This is a genomic window from Planococcus sp. ISL-110 (genome assembly GCF_018613575.1).
Taxonomy (GTDB): domain Bacteria; phylum Bacillota; class Bacilli; order Bacillales_A; family Planococcaceae; genus Planococcus.
Genome location: NZ_JAGGPX010000036.1, coordinates 1 through 19,865 on the forward strand (window position 1 = coordinate 1; position 19,865 = coordinate 19,865).

Sequence of the window (19,865 nt, forward strand, 5' to 3'; positions counted from 1 at the left end):
TTTTAATTTTTTTTTTCTTTTGGTTTTCGTCAGTTTTCGAATGTTTTATGAATTCCTAATCTTCAAAAATAATTAATGCAACACTAGTGATCTGAAACTGGCTAAATTTGTCCGCTGGGTCTGCATGAACAAATAAGTTTCCTCAAATAAATCACCAGCAGAACAGGGGAGGCTGAAATTTTTTAGCCCAGGTAAAAAAAATATGGTAAGCTACTGACATAATATCTTGAAGAAATAGAAAGGTTCTCTAAAAAACCGGAAATTTTCATTTCATAATGATCAAGAGCGGAGCGAATAGTCATGTTAAAAGAACAAAATAGATACTCCAGGCTGGCAGAACTAACCAAAATCATCAATACGAAACTTGAACTGCCCGACATGCTGAAGCATGTCACGACAGCAATATCCGAGGAAATCGTGCAATGTGATTCTGTGGGAATCTATCTGCCCGACGGCACAGGAAACTTTAAAGCAGTGGCAGGGAAACCGGAATTCATCAATGGGCAATCCATCCTGTCACAAAAAATTGAACTGGAAACGGATGCATTTGCCAATGCTGTCTTCACCACTAAAGAGACGATTTACATTCCAGATACATCCAGGGACAATCGGCCCAACCCCGTGGCAGTTGCTGCATTCAATATTCATTCCCTGCTTGGGCTTCCCATCATTTATGAGGAGCATTTATTTGGGCTGGTTTTTCTGTTTGATTGCGGCAAACCCATGAATATCACAGAAATGGAGATCCAAAGCATCGAAGCGTATGTCAATATGGCGGCTGTCGCCATTCAAAACGCTAATAACTTAACACAAAAAGAACAGCTGCTTATTGAAAAGCAGCTGTTGCTTGATGCGAACCATGATCTTTCCAGGTGTTCAACTGTAGATGAAAGTCTGGATACCTGCTTTTACTATTTGAGCAAAACGGTGGACTGCAAGAACGTAGCGGTTTATTTGAGAGATCCGAACGATTCGGAAACCATCAGTTTCAATGGATCCAGCAAGGAATCCGAATGGACCCAGGATGAGTGGAAAAAAGCATTAAGTGACATTCAAACAAATGAAAGTACGAAACACATCCTCCACGAAGTGATTGTCCAACAGAGTATTAAGTTTATTCCAAGTTTGGAAAGGTGCAGGCTGCTCCTCATTCCGCTGATTTCCAAAGGTGATGCTTTTGGGTTTGTCGCCATTGCCTGTTTGATGGAGACCCTGCAGGCTGACGAAAAATCGCAGGTGCATCTGGCACAGTCCATCGTCGACGCCACAGCACTTACCTATTCAAACATAACCTATATGGATCAGCTGGAACTTCGTGTGAAAAAGCGGACAAACGAATTGGACAACGCCAATGACAAGGTCGCTAGCGTCATCGAAAGCATAGCGGATGGGTTTTTCGCGTTGAACAAGGATTGGGAATTTATCTACATCAATCGCCACCAGCCGCTTCCTAAAGGGAAAACGGCTGAAAATGTAATGGGGGAAACGGTATGGTCTGTTTTTTCGGAATATTTTAACGCGGTTTTCCATAAAGAACTGTCTCGTGCAATGTATGAACGGATTCCGGTGCATTTTGAGGTTTCTTCTGCTGCGGATTTCTATTGGTATGATATAGTCGCTTATCCTTTTGACGAAGGCATTTGCTGCCTCTGCAAAAACACCACTGAAAAAAAGAAGTATGAACTTGAACTGAAACGCTTATCCAATCTGGAGCTGATTGGACAGATGGCTGCTGGAATCAGCCACGAAATCCGGAATCCGATGACGACCGTCCGTGGATTTCTGCAGTTGCTGACGGACAATAAAGAATTGCAGCATTTCAACACGTACTTCGCTCTTATGATTGATGAGCTGGATCGCGCCAACTCCATCATTTCCGAGTTTCTGTCGATGGGCAACACACGGTCGTCGGATTTAAAGATGCAGGATTTGAATGCCATAATTTGTGATATTTCACCCCTGTTGGAGATCGATACCTTTAATCAAAATAAGTTTATCCAGTTTGAGACTCAATCCATGCCTAAAATGTCCTTGAACCGGGATGAAATCCGCCAATTGCTCATTAACCTCTGCCGCAATGGACTTGAAGCGATGGAACCGGGAAAAATGCTGTCCATCCGCACATATATTGAAGATGGCAAGACGGCTGTTCTTGAAATAAAGGATCAAGGCGGCGGAATGGACAAGGAAGTCCTGAAAAAAATCGGCACTCCCTTTTATACGACAAAAGACAATGGCACCGGCTTGGGGCTGGGTGTTTCGTACGCTATTGCTGCCCGCCATAATGCGAAAATCGAGGTGCAGTCAAGTAGTGAAGGCACGGTATTTTCAGTCAAATTTCATTATGAATGTTAGAGAGAATGTGTAAGCGAATCGGGTATTGCCTGAGTGATAGCAGCCATACGTTCTACATAGAGTTTTTACGGGATATAATTAACCATAAAAGAAGGCCAAAAGCGATAAATTTCGCTCTTGGCCTTTTTTCTGTTTGATTTACTTTAATTATTCCTCATTTTCAAGATCTTCAATCAATCTTTCCATCTCAGCAATTTCTTCTTGCTGGGCCTGGATAATTTGATCTGCTAATTCCCTTACGCGGGGATCTGAAATATTCGCTCTTTCACTCGTCAGGATAGCGATTGAATGGTGAGGGATCATCGCTTTCATCCAACCGGTGTCTTCAATCAACACCTGGCTGCGGACAAGCCACAATGAAAGTGCAAATACGACCGCACCTCCCGCCAGAATCAGCGTGTTAACTTTTTTGTTCTTGTACATGGGCCACATGAACAGCAACATGACAATCGCCATAATAGACCCCATAATCAAAGCCATGTAGACTCTCGTTTCACTGAAAGTTACATGGTCTAGTTGAAATACATTCAAATACATCAACCAGTACATCAAAAATGTGGAAGTAGCAATCATGATTCCGAACTTCAAATAGGCTTTCATAAGACATTCTCCTCTTCTTGTAGTTATTTTGAAGGCAAATGCTTCTTCTTTATGTATATACCATGATTTATTGGACTTAAACTCCATAGAAACTGCATAAATTGAGCGGGCGCACTCGTCCACTCAATGAAACTGCAATTTTTTTATCTCAAAAGCTGAATAAAGCAAGTATTGCAAATTCCGAATCAGAATAATGGTATGATTATTTTAGCGATAGAACAACAGGCTGGGAGGCAGCAAATGGATATTCCAACAATCATTACCCAATTGACAGAGAGCAACCTTCTGCCGCCAGCCAATTGGCAGTACACGGCTTTGACCGGCGGTACGATGAGCCAAGCCTTTCTCCTGCGCCAAGAAAATGGCAGTGCCTATGTTCTTAAATTCAATAAAGCCATGGTAACAGAATCGGAAGCTGAATTTCTTCTGGCTTATCAAAGGGTTCTGCTATTGCCAGACTTGGTGGCAGTCGATCCTTCATATTGTTTCATGGCCTATACATACATTCCCGGATCCACTGTCGATCCGCTCAACAACAGCAAGAAAGAGCTTCTTCAAACACTCGTGCACGGCTTGATCAACCAATATCAGCCCGTATCTGGCAAAAGAGGCTGGGGATGGCAAGATGCGACCGTAAGCTCCTGGGAACAATTTTTAACAGAAGAAGTCCTGGCGGCAAAAGAAATCCTGATGCCTTGTTTAAAAAAGGAAGGCCTGCAGATAACCGCGCCACTGCCGGTTGCACAAAACCAGAACGCGCAGCAAAAGCCTTATTTTATCCATGGCGATTGCGGAATCCATAATTTGATTGTCCGTGAAGAGAAGCTGGTGGGTGTCATTGATCCGATGCCAATCCTCGGCTATCCGCATTACGATCTGATCTACGCGTTTTTTTCATCGCCGGCTGATACGACGAAAGAAACTTTGGATTCCGCTTTTGGCATGCTTTCCATGGAACTGCCTGGGAATAAACAGCTTTATGAGGAAGTATTGATCGGATTGTACCTGCGGCTGGCGATTTGTGTCAAACACCATCCCGCAGACTTTCCGGCATATTTGAAAGCTTGGTCTTATTGGAGCCGAATCGTCAATAGCCAGTAAATCTCAGCTTACAATACGAGACTAGAGCAGCTTCAGTAGAGAAGCTCTAGGGGAAGGAGAGTGGCAAATTGAAAGCAAAACTGATTTTCTCATTTCTCGTCATTCTCACGACCGGATTGATGGGATCATCCTTTGTGGTAGCCAAGATTGGCTTGATCTATGTATCGCCTTTATTATTGGCAGGCCTTCGGTTTACCATCGCTGGCAGCATCATGATCTTCTTCGTGCTGCTGTTTAAAAGAAAGCATCCGAAAACTGCAACCGGATGGGGAAAAGTGGTGCTGATCGGCGCTGTTCAAACGGCCGGCGTCATGGGTGCCATCTTTCTCAGTTTACGGACCATCACTTCCGGCGAATCCGCCATCCTGACATTCATGAATCCGTTATTGGTGGTGATTTTTGGAACACTGGCACTGAGTATGCGGTACCGAATGATCCAGTGGATAGGGGTCATCATTGGCTTTTTTGGTGTTTTTGTGACCATGGGCAGCCATTTGGGAATCGGGATTGGCACCTTATTCGGTTTTTCGAGCGCCGTTTTTTGGGCAGTGGGAACGCTGTTGATCAAGAGATGGGGCGTATCCATTGATATGTGGGTATTGACTGCTTACCAAATGCTCTTTGGCGGGCTTATTTTACTGCTGGGTTCTGCTTTTCTTGAAAATGCTTATTTTGTCATCAATTCCACATCCATATCCATTCTTTTGTGGCTTTCCATTCCTGCCTCAATTGTCCAGTTTACGATTTGGTTCTACCTGTTGCAAAAAGGGGATTCCGGAAAAGTGAGTGCCTTTCTGTTTCTGGCCCCCTTTTTCGGCATCCTATCCGGCTGGCTGGTTCTCGGTGAAGAAATTGGGCTGCCTCTGTTGTTTGGCGGAAGTTTGATCTTTGCGGGAATTTTTCTTGTGAATTGGCCCGAGAAGCGGGTGCCGGTGAGGATAACTGTTTGAACTATATAATTTCAACTAAAGAAATCAGCGGCTGCGCCCGCGGAAATAGACAGTGAAAACAATTAAGAGAGGATGCAATACATTTTGGTTAAAGTTACTGGAAAAAAGATTGAACTTATAAATGCAACAGAAGATTTGCTTGACAAACTTTATTATTGGCGTTTCGAGGACACCCAGCAGGAAGCGAAAAAATGGAACGGTCCGTACATTCCAGAAGTTTGGCTTAGCAAGGAACAGCACCGAAAAAAATGGCTGGAGGAAAAAGAGATTGCAAAGGGCGTACCGGCATCGCTGATCATCTCCACCGATGACAAAGCAATCGGCTATGTAGGCGCTTATTGGGTGGACCCACATACAAACTGGCTGGAAACAGGGGTTGTGGTATACGACACTGATTACTGGAACAGCGGCTATGGTTCTGAGGCTTACCGGCTATGGATCAACTTCCTGTTTACATACACCGATTTGCACCGGCTTGGCATGTCGACCTGGTCTGGCAATAGACGGATGATGAAAGTTGCAGAAAGGCTGGGCATGAACGAAGAAGCGCGCATACGAAAGGCGCGCATCGTAGAAGGCCATTATTACGATGCCATTAAAATGGGGATATTGCGCGAGGAATGGACAGCAAGGAATTAAGCAGAAAAAGGAAATGCAACGGCCAAGGGGCTATTGCATTTCCTTTTTACATTCTCTAATTTCATCACACTGCCAAATACGCAAAGACCGACAGCAAAATAGAAGTGATGGTCATGGCAGCGAGCGGCAGCATGGCGCGCTCCCGCAGATCCCGCAGGCTGACAGTCAAGCCGAGCCCGACCATCGCCGCCGTCAGCAACCAGGTAGTCGCTGTCGACACAAACTCACGCAGCGCTTCCGGAAAAGGAACGGAATGGCCAAAGACGTAACTGCCGAGGACACTTAACAGGATAAAGCCAAGAAGAAACCAAGGAAATTGGATCGAAGCGTCCGTTTCCTGGTCTTTATTTTTGCGTTTCATCAGAAAAATAAAGATAAAGCATAGAGGGACGAGCAGGAAGACGCGCCCTAATTTCCCTAATAGGGCCATGGCCAAGCCATCTTCTCCAGCCGGCGCACCGGCCAACGCCACATGGGCGATTTCATGGAGGCTGATGCCGACCCACATACCATATTCGATGTCGTCAAGCGGCAAGAATGGCCGGAGGATGGTGTAGGAAATCGCAAAGACAGTGCCCACAAGCGCGATGATGCCGACACTGATCGCCGTATCTTCGTCTTTTGCTTTGATGATCGGGGCGATGGCCGCAATAGCCGCTGCTCCGCAAACGCCTGTTCCGACACCGAGCAAGAGGGAAATGGTCTTGTCGGCTTTAAAGCGTTTCGCCAGCCAAGCCGTCAGCAGGATGGCAAATGCAATGACCACCATATCCCGCAGCAATAAGCCCAGCCCATCGCTCAGGACGGTATCGATGTTTAGTTTTAATCCAAAAAGAATGATGGCAACGCGCAACAAGCGCTTTGAGGAAAAGGTGATGCCGGACCGGATGGCATTCGGATAGCCAAAAATCTGCCGGTAGAAAACCGCGATGATGATGGCACAAGCGAGCTGGCCGACTTGATCAAAGCCAGGCACCTGGGCCAATCCATAGCCAAGAAATGCGATCAGGAATGTGAACAGTACGCCGCCGATCCAGGCGGCGGTTGGTGATAAGGGATTGGAGTTAGGGTGGAAAGAGTTCGTATTGTGATGTGCAGTCATGATGAAACCTCCTGCAGGTAAGTATAGAAAAAAGCTATACATTAGTAAAATAATTATTTAAAATAGTGATAATAAGCATATCTATATACGAGGGTAGGGGAGCAGGATGGATCAGCGCTTGGAAGTGTTTCTCAAAGTAGTCGAAAAGAAGAATTTTTCCAAAGCGGCGGAAGAGCTGCACATGACGCAGCCGGCCGTTAGCCAATACATCCGGTCATTGGAAGACAGCACGGGCGTCAAATTGCTGGAGCGGACCAATAAATACGTGCGCCTGAACAAAGCGGGGGAAATCGTCTACCATCACGCCATCGAAATCAAAGAGCTTTACGCAAAAATGAATCATCTTCTCGACGACTTGACCAACAAAGCGAGCGGGTCGATCGCCATCGGTGCCAGCTACACATTCGGTGAATATTTGCTGCCGCGCATTATCGCGGAGGCAAAAGAGCGGTATCCGGACATTAAACCGTTCGTCACCATCGGCAACACGACCACAATCGCTGGGCTCGTCCTCAGCCATCAACTGGATGTCGGCATCGTAGAAGGGCATTTCAAAGATGTGCAGGAATTGAAGACCGAACCGTTTGCGGAAGATCGGATGGTCATTGTGGCATCAGCCGCTCATCCACTGGCATGTCGCAAAGAGCCGGTAACGATGGATGAGTTGATCGAAGAAACTTGGATCTTGAGAGAGCTTGGTTCCGGCACAAGAGAAGCATCAGAAAATGTCTTTAAGCAGTTTTCAATCACTCCCCAGTCCATCATGCATTTCAGCAGCACCCAGCCGATCAAAGCCATGGTCGAAGCGGGCATGGGCATCAGCCTCCTGTCGGAATGGGCGATTCAAAAAGAACTGCGCTACGGGGACATCAAAGTTCTGGATATAAAAGAGTTGCCATACACACGTGATTTCTCCATTGTCACCAGGTCACCGTTCCAGACCAAAGCACTTTCTGCATTTCTTGAGTTGTTGAAGAGCCATAAGGAGCTCACTGATTTTAAGATTCAATAAGCAAGGCAGAGATTTTTTCTAGAAGAATGTAAAAAACGATTCTGCAATTTGCTGCAGAATCGTTTTTTTTGTTGCAAGGATTAATTTTAAAAAATGATTTGCTGGCTGTTGGCTAATGGGTACGTCGTTAAGTGCATGCCGTCGAGATCTTCGTTGTGCATATTGACTGCTGAGATTTGGCTGTTTTCATAGGTGGTGTAATAATAGATGCCTTTATCCATGTTGCAGCAGGAAGAATAAAGCGTGTATTCGAATTTCCCATCCTCTAATTCACATGCGCCCTTTTGCTGCTCGACTGATTTTAACAGATGGAAAAATTGGCCGACGCTCTCAGATTCGGAGTCGGCTGACACGGAATTCAACTTCGTAAAAGCTGCTTTGACGAACCGGGAAGCGGACGATAAATCCCCAGGAAGCCCCTAGCCCGCCCATGCCGCGACTATAGACAGTCAATTCGACTTGATCCGAAAACTTATTAGCCGAAACGGTCGGAGAAAGATGCCGGTAATTGTTTAGTTGGAGATGGCCGACAAGAACAGCCTTCTTATGAGAAAAACGATTCCTTGATCACCAATAAAAAAGGGGAGATCAAAAAAAGTATCGTCTTTATAAAGATCTTGTCACAACGATTGAACAGTTGCCCGCAATACTGAAGCTCCATCAGCATCAGCAGAAAATACTGGAGCACTTGCGAAGACGGGATCAACGCACTGTCGCATGATTTAAAAATGCCGCTGTTATCGATTTCAGGCTATGCCCGAATACTGGAGTCAACCGATTACGGTTGGTCCGTACAGGAGACCCGTAAATTCGCTTCAATCATGAATGAGAAATCCTTTTATATGATAAAATTGCTTGAAGAGCTGACCTTGACTTTTCGTTTGAAAAATCAAGCGTTGCCAGTGGCCAAGGAACAAATAGACATCAATGAATTCATCCGGCATATTGTCATTCAAGAAAATGAAAAAACTTATTGAAAGTCAATTGCAGCTTTTAGTTAAAATAAAATAATTCAAGTAATAACCCGAAAAAATTCTGTTATCATTATTATCTAAATTATCTGTAATTTTGATTAAAAGGTATGTTAGAATAAGTGGAAAGATGGAATTATTAAGTAAAAAGTAGTGCATAATTCAAGGGGAAATGAGACAAAACTATCCAAAATAACAGTAAAGAGAGGAAAACGTCTAATGGACGAAAAATTGATGGTAAGCATAGTAAGTCTTACTTATAATCATGAGAATTTCATAGCAGACGCGATCGAGAGTTTCTTAATGCAGAAAATAGACTTTAAGATTGAAATATTGATATACGATGATGCGTCAACAGATGGGACTGCAGATATCATCCGGAAATATGAAAGCAAATATCCGGACATCATAAAACCGATCTACCAGACCGTTAACCAATACTCAAAAGGTGTCTTTGTGGAAAATTTTAATCTGGATAGAGTCAAGGGGAAATATGTTGCAACGTGTGAAGGGGATGACTTTTGGACTGACCCTTACAAGCTGCAGAAGCAAGTGGACTATATGGAAAATAATTCTGAATGCAGTATGTGCGTCCATGCCGCAGCCAGGGTTTCTTCAATCAAGAAAAAAGTGGTTTCAAACATTCGGCCGAGCCGAAAAAGCAAAGTGCTATCTATTGAAGAAATCATTGAAGGCGGTGGTGATTTGATTGCAACGAACTCCATCATTTTCTCTAGAGAAAAGATTTTTGATATTCCCCCCTTCTATTACAATGCCCCTATAGGGGATTATCCACTGGTGATCCACGGTGCACTTCAAGGAACTGTCTATTACATGGACGATAATATGTCTGCGTACCGTGTAGGTGTGGAAGGCTCATGGACGGAAAAGCAAGCTGCGTCGTTTGAGAGAAAAAAGAAGAACGTAGAAAACGTAGAAAAGATACTCGACGAGATAAATGAATATACAAATTTTCAATTCAATGAAGTGATTACTAAGACAAAACAAAGAAATAAAGTCTGTATATTATTGGAACAAGGAAAAAAAAGAGAAGCTAAACAAGATCAATACATCGAACAATATAAAAAATTGGGTTTTAAAAGAAAAGCAAGTCTGCAATTCAAATATCAATTTCCAACATTGACGAGGCTATTATTCATTGCTAAATGGAAGGTGATCAAATAAATGAACATCGTAGGGGCCTCGTTAAACTACCTCAAATAGTTGAGGGGCAACAATAAATCGTCTTTTCGGGTGGCACTAATAGTAGACCGGATTTTGAATTGCTTGAAAGCAGTAAGTTTTATTTGCCGAAATCTTGAATAGGAACACTTGAAAGACAATATGAACAGAAAGAAGGGAAGAAGATGAACATTTCAGGGAAAAAGGTTACATTGCGTGCTTTAGAAAGAGAAGATATGGAAGAGTTAAGGAGTTTTCACAATGATCCTGAAATAGCCAATCTCATTGGGGGCTGGTCTATTCCAATTTCTTCCGAGCAACAGAACCGATGGTTTGATCAATTGACCTACGATGATCGAAATTTGCGGCTTGCGATTGATACGAAGGAAGATGGGTTTATTGGCATTTCCAATATTACTAATATCGATTTAAAGAATCGTTCAGCCCACCATGGAATTTTAATTGGAAAAAAGAATATGCGCGGACATGGGTACGGTCGGGATACTGTTATGACCACAATGAAATATGCTTTTGAAGAACTGCAGCTGCATCGGCTTGATGGGGATATTGTCGAGCACAATATTCCTTCATATAATTTATTCATTAAAAAGTGTGGGTGGGTAGAAGAAGGCAGGATCCGTGATCATGCCTTCCGCAATAACAGGTTTTACGACAGGCTCATAGTAGGGATTCTGAAAAGCGAATATGATGAGCTCTGTGAAGAAAATGGTTATTGGAAAATTGAAGAATCTTAAAGATTCTTTTGTAGATGATTTTACTGGAAGCTGTTTTGGAAGGGGGAAGAAGAAATGGCTAATAAACTAAAAGGCCAAGTAGCTGTGATTACAGGTGGAGCCGGAGCCCTCGGCAGAGCTGCAGCCTTCCTTTTTTTACAAGAAGGAGCCAAAGTAGCGCTTATTGACTATGATGAGCAGGCGGTATCAACCTACACAGAACAGCTGAGCGTTCACGGAGAAGTGATCGGTTTAGTTGCAGATGTGACTTCTGAAAAGGATGTATCAAGTTATGTAGAAGAAGTTCTTCGGAAATGGGGAAAAATTGATATCTTTTTAAACAATGCAGGGATACTCGGGAAAGTGGCGTCTCTTGTAGATCAGACAGTAGAGGATTATGAAGCGATTATGAATATTAATGTGAAAGGTGTCTTTCTGGGACTGAAACATGTGCTGCCTGTCATGTGTGAGCAGCAGAGCGGCAGCGTCATCAATACTTCTTCTGTTTCAGGACTCATGGGTAGCAGTAGAAATTCGCTTTACTCGGCCACTAAACATGCAGTTGTCGGCTTGACAAAAACTGCAGCCCTGGAAGTTTCAGTTGACTCAGTCCGTGTCAATTCCATCCATCCAGCTCCATTAGATTCGGACATGATGCGAAAAAATGAAGTAAGCATCAATCCCGTTAACCCTTTAGAAGTTCGAAGTAAAATATCTTCCCGTATTCCTTTGGGAAGATATGGAACTATGAACGAAGTCGCAAAGTTGATTCTTTTTCTGGCAAGTGATGATTCCCGATTTATCACGGGCAGCCAATATAGAATAGACGGAGGAATGGGTGCCCGTTGAAAGCCGGAATCCGAACACAACGAACAGTAAGGCCAGAAAATCTGTTTTTCATTATAAAACATAAGTTCGGTTTTGCATATTTGCGCATATTCCGCGAAATAAACTTTCGAATTCCAATGAGGGAACTATTAAAGAATAGGTTAGGTAAGTTGAACTAAAGAAATTAACTTTCAGTATTCATTCGACCCCTTTAGAAATAACTAATTACTGAAGCATGGATGACAAGTTGATTTCCGGACGTGGAGATACTGTTTGAAATAAAAAAGGATTTATGAAGGTATAAGGAAAGGAGTTAATAATATGACATATGGGATTAAAGAGGGTGCCAATTATTTTAACCAAAGGAATTTTTCTGGAGATACGAAACTAGTATTGATGCAGCCCTATTTTTTCCCTTATATCGGTTATTTTACTCTGGTAAAACATACAGATGTATTTGTTGTTTTCGATATAGCTCAGTATATTAGGAGGGGCTGGATAAACAGAAATCGTATAATTGGTCCAAAAGGAGAGCCTGTTTATATAAATGCTTCTACTATAAAAGCACCTCAAGATACGATGATCAAATCAATTAAATTGAATGAGTCTGTTGAATGGAAAAAAACAATATTAAAAAGCTTGGAAGTTTACAAAAAAACAGCGCCTTATTATGAGGAAGTCTGGAACCTTTTAAACGATTGCTTAGAATACCCGACCGACAGTTTAGCGGAGTTTAATATTAATGCACTTATACAAGTATGTGACTTTTTAGGAATCAATCATAATATCAAACGGCTATCGGATTTGGATATTGAGTTTAAGGAAATCCAAACTCCCGATGATTGGGGTTTGCAGCTTTCGGAATTTTATGGGGCACATATATATATAAACGCCCCAGGAGGCCAAGGAATTTATTGTAAAGAAAAGTATTCTCAGCATGGAATAGAACTAGTTTTCTATAATACCGAATTCCTGCCTTATGATCAAAAGCAAGAATCTTTCCATAAAGGCCTTTCGATTATCGATGTATTGATGTTCAATAGTAAGCAAGAAGTCAACAAGATGATTGATGCTTTTGAAGTTTTATAATGCAAGCTTAGTTTAACAACAGAAGAAACCCTGGTGATCTTCTTTAACGAAGCAGATTTCCGGCTTAGTTGCTTTGTGTAGTTTTTGAAACTGTTTCGTATGAAATCAAAACAAAAGGATCTCTGCAATTAAATTTCCAGCATTATACACTGAAATAAGACTTTAAATAATGCATGAAAATTGAGGGAAACACAAGATTTCCCCATTCTTTACTGACTCGATCAGTGTCAGAATGCTATAGAATAATAGAGTAAGAGACTTGAAGACCGTTTGCCAAATGCATTTTGCAACTGAAATAAACTAGACATTACTAATCAGTATCTGTGGAATGACTTAAAGATTAGGTGTTCACAAAACAATCGAAAACTGACGAAAACAAAAAGAAAAAGTTCATTATAAATGGAAAAATCAGGTACTCCCTGTCCAAATCCACTAAAATGATTAGTGAACTCATATAGAAAAAAGAACTTGAGAACAAATGGGACTAGAACGAACCGGTTGCCTAAGTTTATAAGTTAAATGGAGCTGGGTATATTCTTTATAACCCTGTTCCATTTTTTTATACTATTTTGAAAAGGAAATTACGCATATGAAATTCCGGTGGCTCGTGTTGCACGCATTTTTGTTTGCCATAATGATCATCATTTTCTCAGTTGTCAATGTGGATACCGTGCCAGTCAATTTTGTTTTCGGTGAAGCGGAGTGGCCACTTGTCCTTGTTATCCTCGTTTCTGCCTTGATGGGATTCCTGTTAAGCGGATCGGTGGCGCTTGTCAAAATTTTCTCTTTGCAGAAGAAACATAAGAGCCCTGCAAAAAGGAAAGACGGTCAAAGAGAAAAAATAATAGTTTTTCGTTGAACTAGAAATCTATTGCAATCTTATGGCAAAGTTATTCGGAAGGGGAAGAGCATGAAGGAGCTCCTGCTCTTTTCTTACGAGTAGTCAATGGGTTTTACTCACCTTTACAGCTATTCTTTTGAATCCCATTGAAGAATAAAAAGAAACGACTGTATCTGCAGATTACGAATAATTCCGCTTTGAGCAGAATTTAATGTAGAGCTTTAATGTCAGTAAAATAATGCCACTTTTCTTTATATTGCGATTCCGTGAAGGAGGACACAAGATTTTAGCTTGTGGAAGCCTGCTATGCGAAAAATCGGCGGTGGTTCTAAATTCTGAAGAATTGTATTTTTTTATTTATAAGAATATTCATAATATTTTATGGTACACTGATGGTATAGAAAACAGCTGCAGTTGGAACTGTGAAAGAATTTTGGCTGTACCAATTTCAACTGCTTCAAATCATCTGAGCCAAAGGTTTTAGAAAACAGGAGAGTACTGGCAAGTAAATTATGAAAGGAGCAAACAGCAATGTGGAATTACGGAATGCATAATGGAAGTTGGGCTACTATGTTCTTTTTTACTCTTTTGCTGCTATTGTTTATCGTCCTAGCCGTGGTGCTGGTGGTCTATTTCATGCGGAAAAGCTCATCTACAGAAGGTGGTAGCCGTTCTTCTTCTATTGCAACGGATCTGCTGAAAGAGCGTTATGCACGGGGAGAAATCAGCACGGAAGAATACCGGGAGCGCTTGCAAGAACTAGAGGGATATGATACTAAAAAGTAGGTGGCGCAGTAACGGCACTGAGTGTCGTTTTTAGACAGTCATAAACCCTCTTTTGTTAAAGGTTTAGCAGCCAATTGTCGGTATTTTCACCGGGAATTGGTTGTTTTGTTTTGTCTGGTTTCGGATGTGATTATAATAATCCAGGTATTCTTCGGTGTGACTCTTGTGGCCATGGAAAAAACACCTCCATAAAATATACAATAAATTCCTATACCGAAGTTGTTGCTGTCTCTATTAGGTTAAGATCTAACCGACCAATGCCTGGTGTATAGTTAATATATGACCGATTATCGGAAGAGGGAGCTTCATATGAAGAGACCCTCATGTTTTTCGCAGACATGTACTTACCAGAAGTTGCCTGAATACGAAGGGAAAGAAGAGGAAGATCAAATTTTTGTCTGTATGAGTGTGCTTTTATAAATGGTTTATGATGGAACGAATCAATTTAAAATACACGATGATGTAATGGAGAGAATAAAAAAATAAAGCATTTAGCAAACTTATGCGGATGAGTCTATTTGGAAAGACAAATCCAAGATAAATGAAGGCACAAAAAATAAGCTCAATAATATCGAGCTTATTTTCACTTTAATTACGATTATAACTTTTCATGACCTTTAGAGAGGCCGGGCAAGGTTTCACGTAACCTCACTGCCGCTATTATGCCTGCACTTAACGGCATGAAAGCGACTAATCCGATAGCCCAATTCACATTTAGTAAATCCGTCAACACACCTGCAAATAATGCTCCAAAGGCATATCCACTATCTCTCCAGAAACGATAAACACCCATTGATGAAGCTCTCCATGATGGATCAGCTATATCACTTATTGAAGCTTGCAATGTTGGGTAAACCATCGCTGTTCCGACACCTAACAGGACGGCTGCAGTTATCCATAAACTATACTCATTTACAAACAGAATCATCCATAGTGAAATGGCTTGAAGCCACATGCCGCCTACAATCAATTTTTTTCTTCCTATTTTATCGCTTAGTACTCCTGTGAAAAGCTGAAAAAGTCCCCATGAAGCGGGGTAAATGGCAACCAGCAATCCGATTTGAGCTAAGTTCAAGCCAACGCTCGCAAAAAAAATCGGGAAAAGTCCCCAAGCCATTCCATCTTTAAGATTGGTGCTCAGTCCTGAAAATGTGAGGGTCGATAAATTTTTATTTTTAAATGTCGTATTTTTGAAGACTTCTACCGCTGAAACAGCAGTGTTTTTATTAGAAGAACTAGCTTGTAGTTTAATGTGTGATTCAGTATCTTTTACAATTAGCGATAAAACAAAGCCGATTACCACAATTACAATTCCTATATAAAAGGGTTCTGGACGGTTCGAATAACTCGAGGCAACAAAACCTGAAACGGCCGCCATTACAGCTACCCCGGTATATCCTGCAAATTCATTAAAACCTACAGCGAATCCTCTTTGAGTAGGTTTCGCTATATCGATTTTCATGTTTACAGTCATTGACCATGTTAGCCCCTGATTAATACCCAAGAAAATATTCGCTACTACAATCATCCACCATGAGCTTGCGAAGATTACCAGTAAAGGCACTAGCAAGCCCACACTCCAACCGATCAGCAACACTTTTTTTCTTCCAAACCGATCAGCAATTGCGCCTGCAAAATAGTTCACAATTGCCTTTGAAAATCCAAAACTAATGATAAAGGATAAAGCCGCACTTGTGGATGCTAAACCAAAATCTTCTTCACCGATTATTGGGAGGATGGTTCTTTCTAAGCCAACCATAGACCCAACAAAGAAGTTTGTTGCAACCAAAAGGATGAAATTCAGTAAGTTTTCTTTTATGCCAATTTGTACATTCTTCATACTGTTCACCTTCAAAAAAAGGGAAACCAAAAAAGGTTTTCCTTTTCTTACTTCCCTTGATTTATTTTTCTTATTTCAGCGGATCCTTCTGGTTGTGGAGGCACGTTCGTTCTTATAAACTCGACAAACTGTGATTCATCATTAAGTTTGAAAGCTTCATTAGTAAGGTTTTTCAAATCCAATACTGGCAGAAGGTTTACCACTAAGCCCAGGGACTCAAACAGCACCAGAAAAAGCTTCTGGATAAACTTCAAGCACCCAAATAAATAGGATGCTGCTATTGGTTCGGTGTGCAAATATTGACGAAATAACATGTGGAAGTCCCCGTTAAAATTTAATGGATATACTCCGAGTGTTTCAGTTCATTGACTCCTTCTTCGATACGGTACGCTTCAAATCCAAATGAATTTAAAACTTCAACAGCTTGCGTAGCAAAAAGACAATATGGACCGCGGCAATATGCAATGATTTTTTTATTGCGCGGAAGAGAGGAAATATGACTTTCTAAATTATGAAGGGGGATGGACATCGCCCCTGAAATATGACGTGTGTCATATTCTTCTTCAGGTCTAACATCTATCAGAACAGCTTCTCCATTCTGTAGTTCCTGCAGCATACTTTCTAGTTGAACCACTTTCACTTTATCGTTTCTTTCGATATATTCTTTTCTCTGATATTCGATATCGGGAGAACGTGTTTCAGCTAAATTCCGGACTGCACGAAGAGCTTCGACCACTTTATCGTCTGCCAAAGAATAATAAACGAAATTTTTATCTTTAGTGAACTTAACAAGTTTGGCTTCCAGTAATGATTGAAGATGCTGGGAAGTATTGGCTACAGACATGCTTGTTTCCTTAGCTAATGTCTCGACTGTTTTCGGTGCATGGGACAAATAGTCGAGGATTTCAAAACGCCGTGGGCTTGAAAGAGCTTTGGATATTTTGGCGAAATGACCATATACAAAATCTTTAAAATCTCGTGGTTCCAAAAAAATACCCCCAATCTATTAAAGTAATCAATTGAATAGTTGAATGATATAATAATACCATGATATTTGTAAAGTGTTTGGTTTAAAAAAGAGCAAAAAAAGCCTTTTGAAACATTATTGTTGTCGTTCCCATGAGGAAAAGTTATGGCAACAATAGAAGGGAAGGTGGTGGAACTGAAAATAACAGACGAGTCAGCACGAAGTTATACAGACTCCCCAGATAAATTAAAGAAGTTATCTCAACGGATCCTCTTCGTCGTAAGTTTTTCGCGAATTTTCGGAGGTGCTGGCCTGGCCTCACAACCGGATTTTTGCCCGGTGGATTCGGAGGGCTGGTCGTTGTACTGGCAGCGGTAATGAACAGCGTTCCACTTTTGTTTTTCTCACTGATCATATGGTGCAGGTTCGTTATTCCGGATTGGAGTTGGCAGAAAAGAATCAGTACGATAAAAGAGAATTTCAAGCACGCTGCCTTGTAGTTGAATGTGCCAAAATCGGAAGATGAATTCGAGAACAGCAAACAAATCAAAATCGAGTAAAGGCCTGGTCAGAGTCTCTTCCTTCGTTTTAGTGAAATTTCGTTCGGGTACATATAAGATAACTGAAGATGAAAAATGGAAAGGGGGATGAAAACGTGGATCGTTCAGTAGCAAACGATGATATCCAAAAGTATGAAAAGCGCAATTTCTGGTCTGGATTATTTTTCGGAATCGGCCTGATGGCGTTTGTCGACGAAGTTATTTTTCACCAATTGCTTCAATGGCATCATTTTTACGATTTGTCGACACCGCAAATCGGTATTTTTGCGGATGGCCTGCTTAATGCATTTGCATGGTTTGCAGCGATTGGCGGGTTGTTCATGTTCGCGGATCTCAGAAGGCGAAATGCGGTCTGGATGCGCCGCTGGATAGCGGCAATCCTAATCGGAATGGGGGCATTCCAGCTGTTTGACGGCATCATCGACCATAAAGTGCTGCGGACCCATCAGATCCGCTACAATGTTGAGTTATTGCCGTATGACTTAGCATGGAACATATTTGGAGCAATATTGCTCGCCGCCGGAATCGCGTTGCTTATAAAAGCCCGAAACGAAAGGCGGTCAGCGTGATGCGATGGTCCATCACCATTTGGAATCAATCGAGCTTTGGTTTTCAGTTCCAGCAGCTTTAGCGCTCGCTTGGGCATTGATTTTTTATTCAATTCTCGCGATTTGGACGAATGAACGTTATAAAAGATGGCCGGTCCGCCGCTACTTGTTCTGATTCACAGGCGTTACCGCTGCAGGAGCAGCACTTGTCGGGCTACTGGCGGCACTACCCCACACTAGTATTCTTTTGGGTGATTTTGTTTCGGGCTTTGAGCTTCCTAACGAATATACACGATGGAAGGGAGTTCATGGGCTACAATGTAGGTCGAATGGAGTTTTGATATCCCTCATTTGAACAAATGAAATCACCACTTTTATGAGAAGTTGGGCTACAAAAGAGTTAGCCAGCATCAATTGACTGAAATGCTTTTCTCTATCACTACGTGAAGTGAATCTGAGCTGAATAAGGTCAAGAAGAGCGTTGTGTCCTTAATCGAGTTATTCAATGTTATATTTTTGACTCTAGCATTATTGTTATTTACAAATTCTCAGCGATCAAAGGCTGCTTAGATATAAAGAGAGGGAAGATGTTCTTTTAATCAGTGTCTTCTCTCCTTTTTGTCTGTAAAAGTGTACTTTTACGAACGTTTTTATTTCTGAAATCAATTTGTATCCCAGTTGCGAGAATAAAAAAATAGAAAAGAAGCTGCGGGTGTTTAGCAGCTTCTTTTCTATTCGAGTTAGAGTTACCGCAAAGACTTCATGCAAGATTTCCGCACTTTTTGTTTTCACACCAGATAAAATTGATAAGTTTGATTTCATCCACATCCAAAACATTAGATAATTTCATGATCAGTGAATGTGAGGGGTAGAGCAATTCTTTTTCTAATCGTTCAACCATTACCTTTGAAACACCAAGTTGGTCTGCCAACATTTCTACGGAAAGATTCTTGAGTTCTCGCGATACCTGAATAAATTCCCCAAAACCATTACATGGCTCATTTAACATTTTCTCACTCCTTATCACTATATAATCATTTGCTAATATATAGATATTAATCTGTTTTCTATTAAGAAGTCAATGACAAAAAGTTATTATTTTGTAAATTTTCTGTAAACTTAAAGAGGGCATACTTCAAATAGATACTATAGAGAATTTTGAAAATAATTTTGCAAAAGAAATTTAGTAGACATCGGTAATTTAATTGAAAAACTGCTTTATCGTTAAATAATGAAATGAAAACAGATATGGTCTTGATAGCTATCCCTCTATATAAGGATATGTAAAGTAGTTTAATTTTCACTCTTGAACACATAAGTATATGCTGATATGATATTGTTAGTCTTAAAACTATATACAGATAGCATTAAGATGGAAAAATTAACCGTTAAAAGAGGTGAAAGAACAAATGGCAGTGAAAGCGAAGGAAATTGAAATTGAACAAGCGAGTACAGTGTTGAAGCTCCTGGGAGACAAAACCCGGCTGTCAATGATGAAGCTGTTGGAAAAGAACGAATGCTGTGTCTGTGAGTTTGTTGAAATCTTCAATATCACCCAGCCCGCCATCAGCCAGCATCTGCGGAAACTGCGCGATGTCGGATTGGTAAAAGAAAACCGAAAAGGGCAGTGGATTTTTTATTCGTTGAATGAAGCCAGTGCTATGTACGAAATGATCCTAAATATTCTGGCATTTATTCCAAGCCAGGACGAGCGGATCCAGGAATTAGAAAAACAAGGTTTGCGAATCAGTTGCAAATAA

The 19,865-nt window shown here is 41.4% G+C and carries 21 protein-coding genes and 1 pseudogene; 15 read left to right on the forward strand and 7 right to left on the reverse strand.

Going from position 1 to position 19,865, the window contains the following annotated elements; all coding sequences use genetic code 11:
* The first annotated feature begins 300 nt into the window (after positions 1-300).
* The gene (locus tag J7I83_RS16875) at positions 301-2,355 is read left to right on the forward strand and encodes a GAF domain-containing sensor histidine kinase (RefSeq protein ID WP_215102652.1); all 2,055 of its coding nucleotides are present in this window, start codon (positions 301-303) and stop codon (positions 2,353-2,355) included.
* Positions 2,356-2,502: 147 nt separating this feature from the next.
* Here J7I83_RS16875 and J7I83_RS16880 read toward each other — a convergent pair whose 3' ends face one another.
* Complete coding sequence (locus tag J7I83_RS16880) at positions 2,503-2,955, reverse strand: DUF305 domain-containing protein (protein WP_215102654.1); 453 nt, start codon at positions 2,953-2,955, stop codon at positions 2,503-2,505.
* 240 nt (positions 2,956-3,195) lie between these two features.
* On the opposite strand from J7I83_RS16880, the gene J7I83_RS16885 reads away from it, so the two are divergent.
* From J7I83_RS16885 to J7I83_RS16895, 3 genes are all read left to right on the forward strand, one after another.
* Complete coding sequence (locus J7I83_RS16885) at positions 3,196-4,056, forward strand: aminoglycoside phosphotransferase family protein (RefSeq protein WP_215102656.1); 861 nt, start codon at positions 3,196-3,198, stop codon at positions 4,054-4,056.
* 68 nt (positions 4,057-4,124) lie between these two features.
* Entirely contained in the window at positions 4,125-5,006 is an 882-nt protein-coding gene (locus J7I83_RS16890) for a DMT family transporter (RefSeq protein WP_215102658.1), read from the forward strand.
* Positions 5,007-5,090: 84 nt separating this feature from the next.
* On the forward strand, positions 5,091-5,645 hold the full coding sequence (locus J7I83_RS16895; protein ID WP_215102661.1) for a GNAT family N-acetyltransferase: 555 nt from the start codon (positions 5,091-5,093) through the stop codon (positions 5,643-5,645).
* A 64-nt stretch (positions 5,646-5,709) separates the two neighbouring features.
* Here J7I83_RS16895 and J7I83_RS16900 read toward each other — a convergent pair whose 3' ends face one another.
* Positions 5,710-6,747, reverse strand: a complete 1,038-nt coding sequence (locus tag J7I83_RS16900) for a YeiH family protein (protein ID WP_215102662.1) — start codon at positions 6,745-6,747, stop codon at positions 5,710-5,712.
* Positions 6,748-6,853: 106 nt separating this feature from the next.
* Between J7I83_RS16900 and J7I83_RS16905 the strand changes: the two genes are divergently transcribed.
* Positions 6,854-7,759 (forward strand): LysR family transcriptional regulator, encoded by a 906-nt coding sequence (locus J7I83_RS16905; RefSeq protein WP_215102663.1) that lies wholly within the window; start codon positions 6,854-6,856, stop codon positions 7,757-7,759.
* Positions 7,760-7,845: 86 nt separating this feature from the next.
* Here the strand turns inward: J7I83_RS16905 and J7I83_RS16910 are convergent.
* Positions 7,846-8,275, reverse strand: a pseudogene (locus J7I83_RS16910) (linear amide C-N hydrolase); the annotation flags it as partial.
* Positions 8,276-8,469: 194 nt separating this feature from the next.
* Here J7I83_RS16910 and J7I83_RS16915 point away from each other — a divergent pair.
* The 7 genes from J7I83_RS16915 (at position 8,470) to J7I83_RS16945 (ending at position 14,190) form a co-directional block, all read left to right on the forward strand.
* Complete coding sequence (locus J7I83_RS16915; protein ID WP_353048303.1) at positions 8,470-8,736, forward strand: histidine kinase dimerization/phospho-acceptor domain-containing protein; 267 nt, start codon at positions 8,470-8,472, stop codon at positions 8,734-8,736.
* Between the two features lie 213 nt (positions 8,737-8,949).
* Positions 8,950-9,915, forward strand: coding sequence for a glycosyltransferase (locus J7I83_RS16920; RefSeq protein WP_215102667.1), 966 nt, complete (start codon positions 8,950-8,952; stop codon positions 9,913-9,915).
* 182 nt (positions 9,916-10,097) lie between these two features.
* The gene (locus tag J7I83_RS16925; protein WP_215102669.1) at positions 10,098-10,667 is read left to right on the forward strand and encodes a GNAT family N-acetyltransferase; all 570 of its coding nucleotides are present in this window, start codon (positions 10,098-10,100) and stop codon (positions 10,665-10,667) included.
* A 54-nt stretch (positions 10,668-10,721) separates the two neighbouring features.
* Positions 10,722-11,495: an SDR family NAD(P)-dependent oxidoreductase gene (locus J7I83_RS16930; RefSeq protein ID WP_215102671.1), complete on the forward strand. Its 774-nt coding sequence runs from the start codon at positions 10,722-10,724 to the stop codon at positions 11,493-11,495.
* Between the two features lie 300 nt (positions 11,496-11,795).
* Positions 11,796-12,563: a WbqC family protein gene (locus tag J7I83_RS16935; protein ID WP_215102673.1), complete on the forward strand. Its 768-nt coding sequence runs from the start codon at positions 11,796-11,798 to the stop codon at positions 12,561-12,563.
* Between the two features lie 589 nt (positions 12,564-13,152).
* The gene (locus tag J7I83_RS16940; protein WP_215102675.1) at positions 13,153-13,422 is read left to right on the forward strand and encodes a LapA family protein; all 270 of its coding nucleotides are present in this window, start codon (positions 13,153-13,155) and stop codon (positions 13,420-13,422) included.
* 513 nt (positions 13,423-13,935) lie between these two features.
* Positions 13,936-14,190, forward strand: coding sequence for an SHOCT domain-containing protein (locus J7I83_RS16945; protein WP_215102676.1), 255 nt, complete (start codon positions 13,936-13,938; stop codon positions 14,188-14,190).
* 598 nt (positions 14,191-14,788) lie between these two features.
* Here J7I83_RS16945 and J7I83_RS16950 read toward each other — a convergent pair.
* The 3 genes from J7I83_RS16950 to J7I83_RS16960 are packed head-to-tail and all read right to left on the reverse strand — an operon-like array spanning position 14,789 to position 17,018.
* Complete coding sequence (locus tag J7I83_RS16950) at positions 14,789-16,030, reverse strand: MFS transporter (RefSeq protein ID WP_215102677.1); 1,242 nt, start codon at positions 16,028-16,030, stop codon at positions 14,789-14,791.
* A 47-nt stretch (positions 16,031-16,077) separates the two neighbouring features.
* Positions 16,078-16,344 (reverse strand): hypothetical protein, encoded by a 267-nt coding sequence (locus tag J7I83_RS16955; RefSeq protein ID WP_215102678.1) that lies wholly within the window; start codon positions 16,342-16,344, stop codon positions 16,078-16,080.
* Positions 16,345-16,364: 20 nt separating this feature from the next.
* On the reverse strand, positions 16,365-17,018 hold the full coding sequence (locus tag J7I83_RS16960) for an ArsR/SmtB family transcription factor (protein ID WP_215102679.1): 654 nt from the start codon (positions 17,016-17,018) through the stop codon (positions 16,365-16,367).
* 144 nt (positions 17,019-17,162) lie between these two features.
* Here J7I83_RS16960 and J7I83_RS16965 point away from each other — a divergent pair, with 144 nt between their 5' ends.
* Complete coding sequence (locus J7I83_RS16965; RefSeq protein ID WP_215102681.1) at positions 17,163-17,375, forward strand: hypothetical protein; 213 nt, start codon at positions 17,163-17,165, stop codon at positions 17,373-17,375.
* A 277-nt stretch (positions 17,376-17,652) separates the two neighbouring features.
* Entirely contained in the window at positions 17,653-18,126 is a 474-nt protein-coding gene (locus tag J7I83_RS16970) for a DUF2243 domain-containing protein (protein ID WP_353048302.1), read from the forward strand.
* A gap of 739 nt (positions 18,127-18,865) precedes the next feature.
* Here the strand turns inward: J7I83_RS16970 and J7I83_RS16975 are convergent.
* Positions 18,866-19,114, reverse strand: a complete 249-nt coding sequence (locus J7I83_RS16975) for a helix-turn-helix domain-containing protein (protein ID WP_215102684.1) — start codon at positions 19,112-19,114, stop codon at positions 18,866-18,868.
* A 400-nt stretch (positions 19,115-19,514) separates the two neighbouring features.
* Here J7I83_RS16975 and J7I83_RS16980 point away from each other — a divergent pair, with 400 nt between their 5' ends.
* Positions 19,515-19,865, forward strand: coding sequence for an ArsR/SmtB family transcription factor (locus J7I83_RS16980; RefSeq protein WP_215102686.1), 351 nt, complete (start codon positions 19,515-19,517; stop codon positions 19,863-19,865).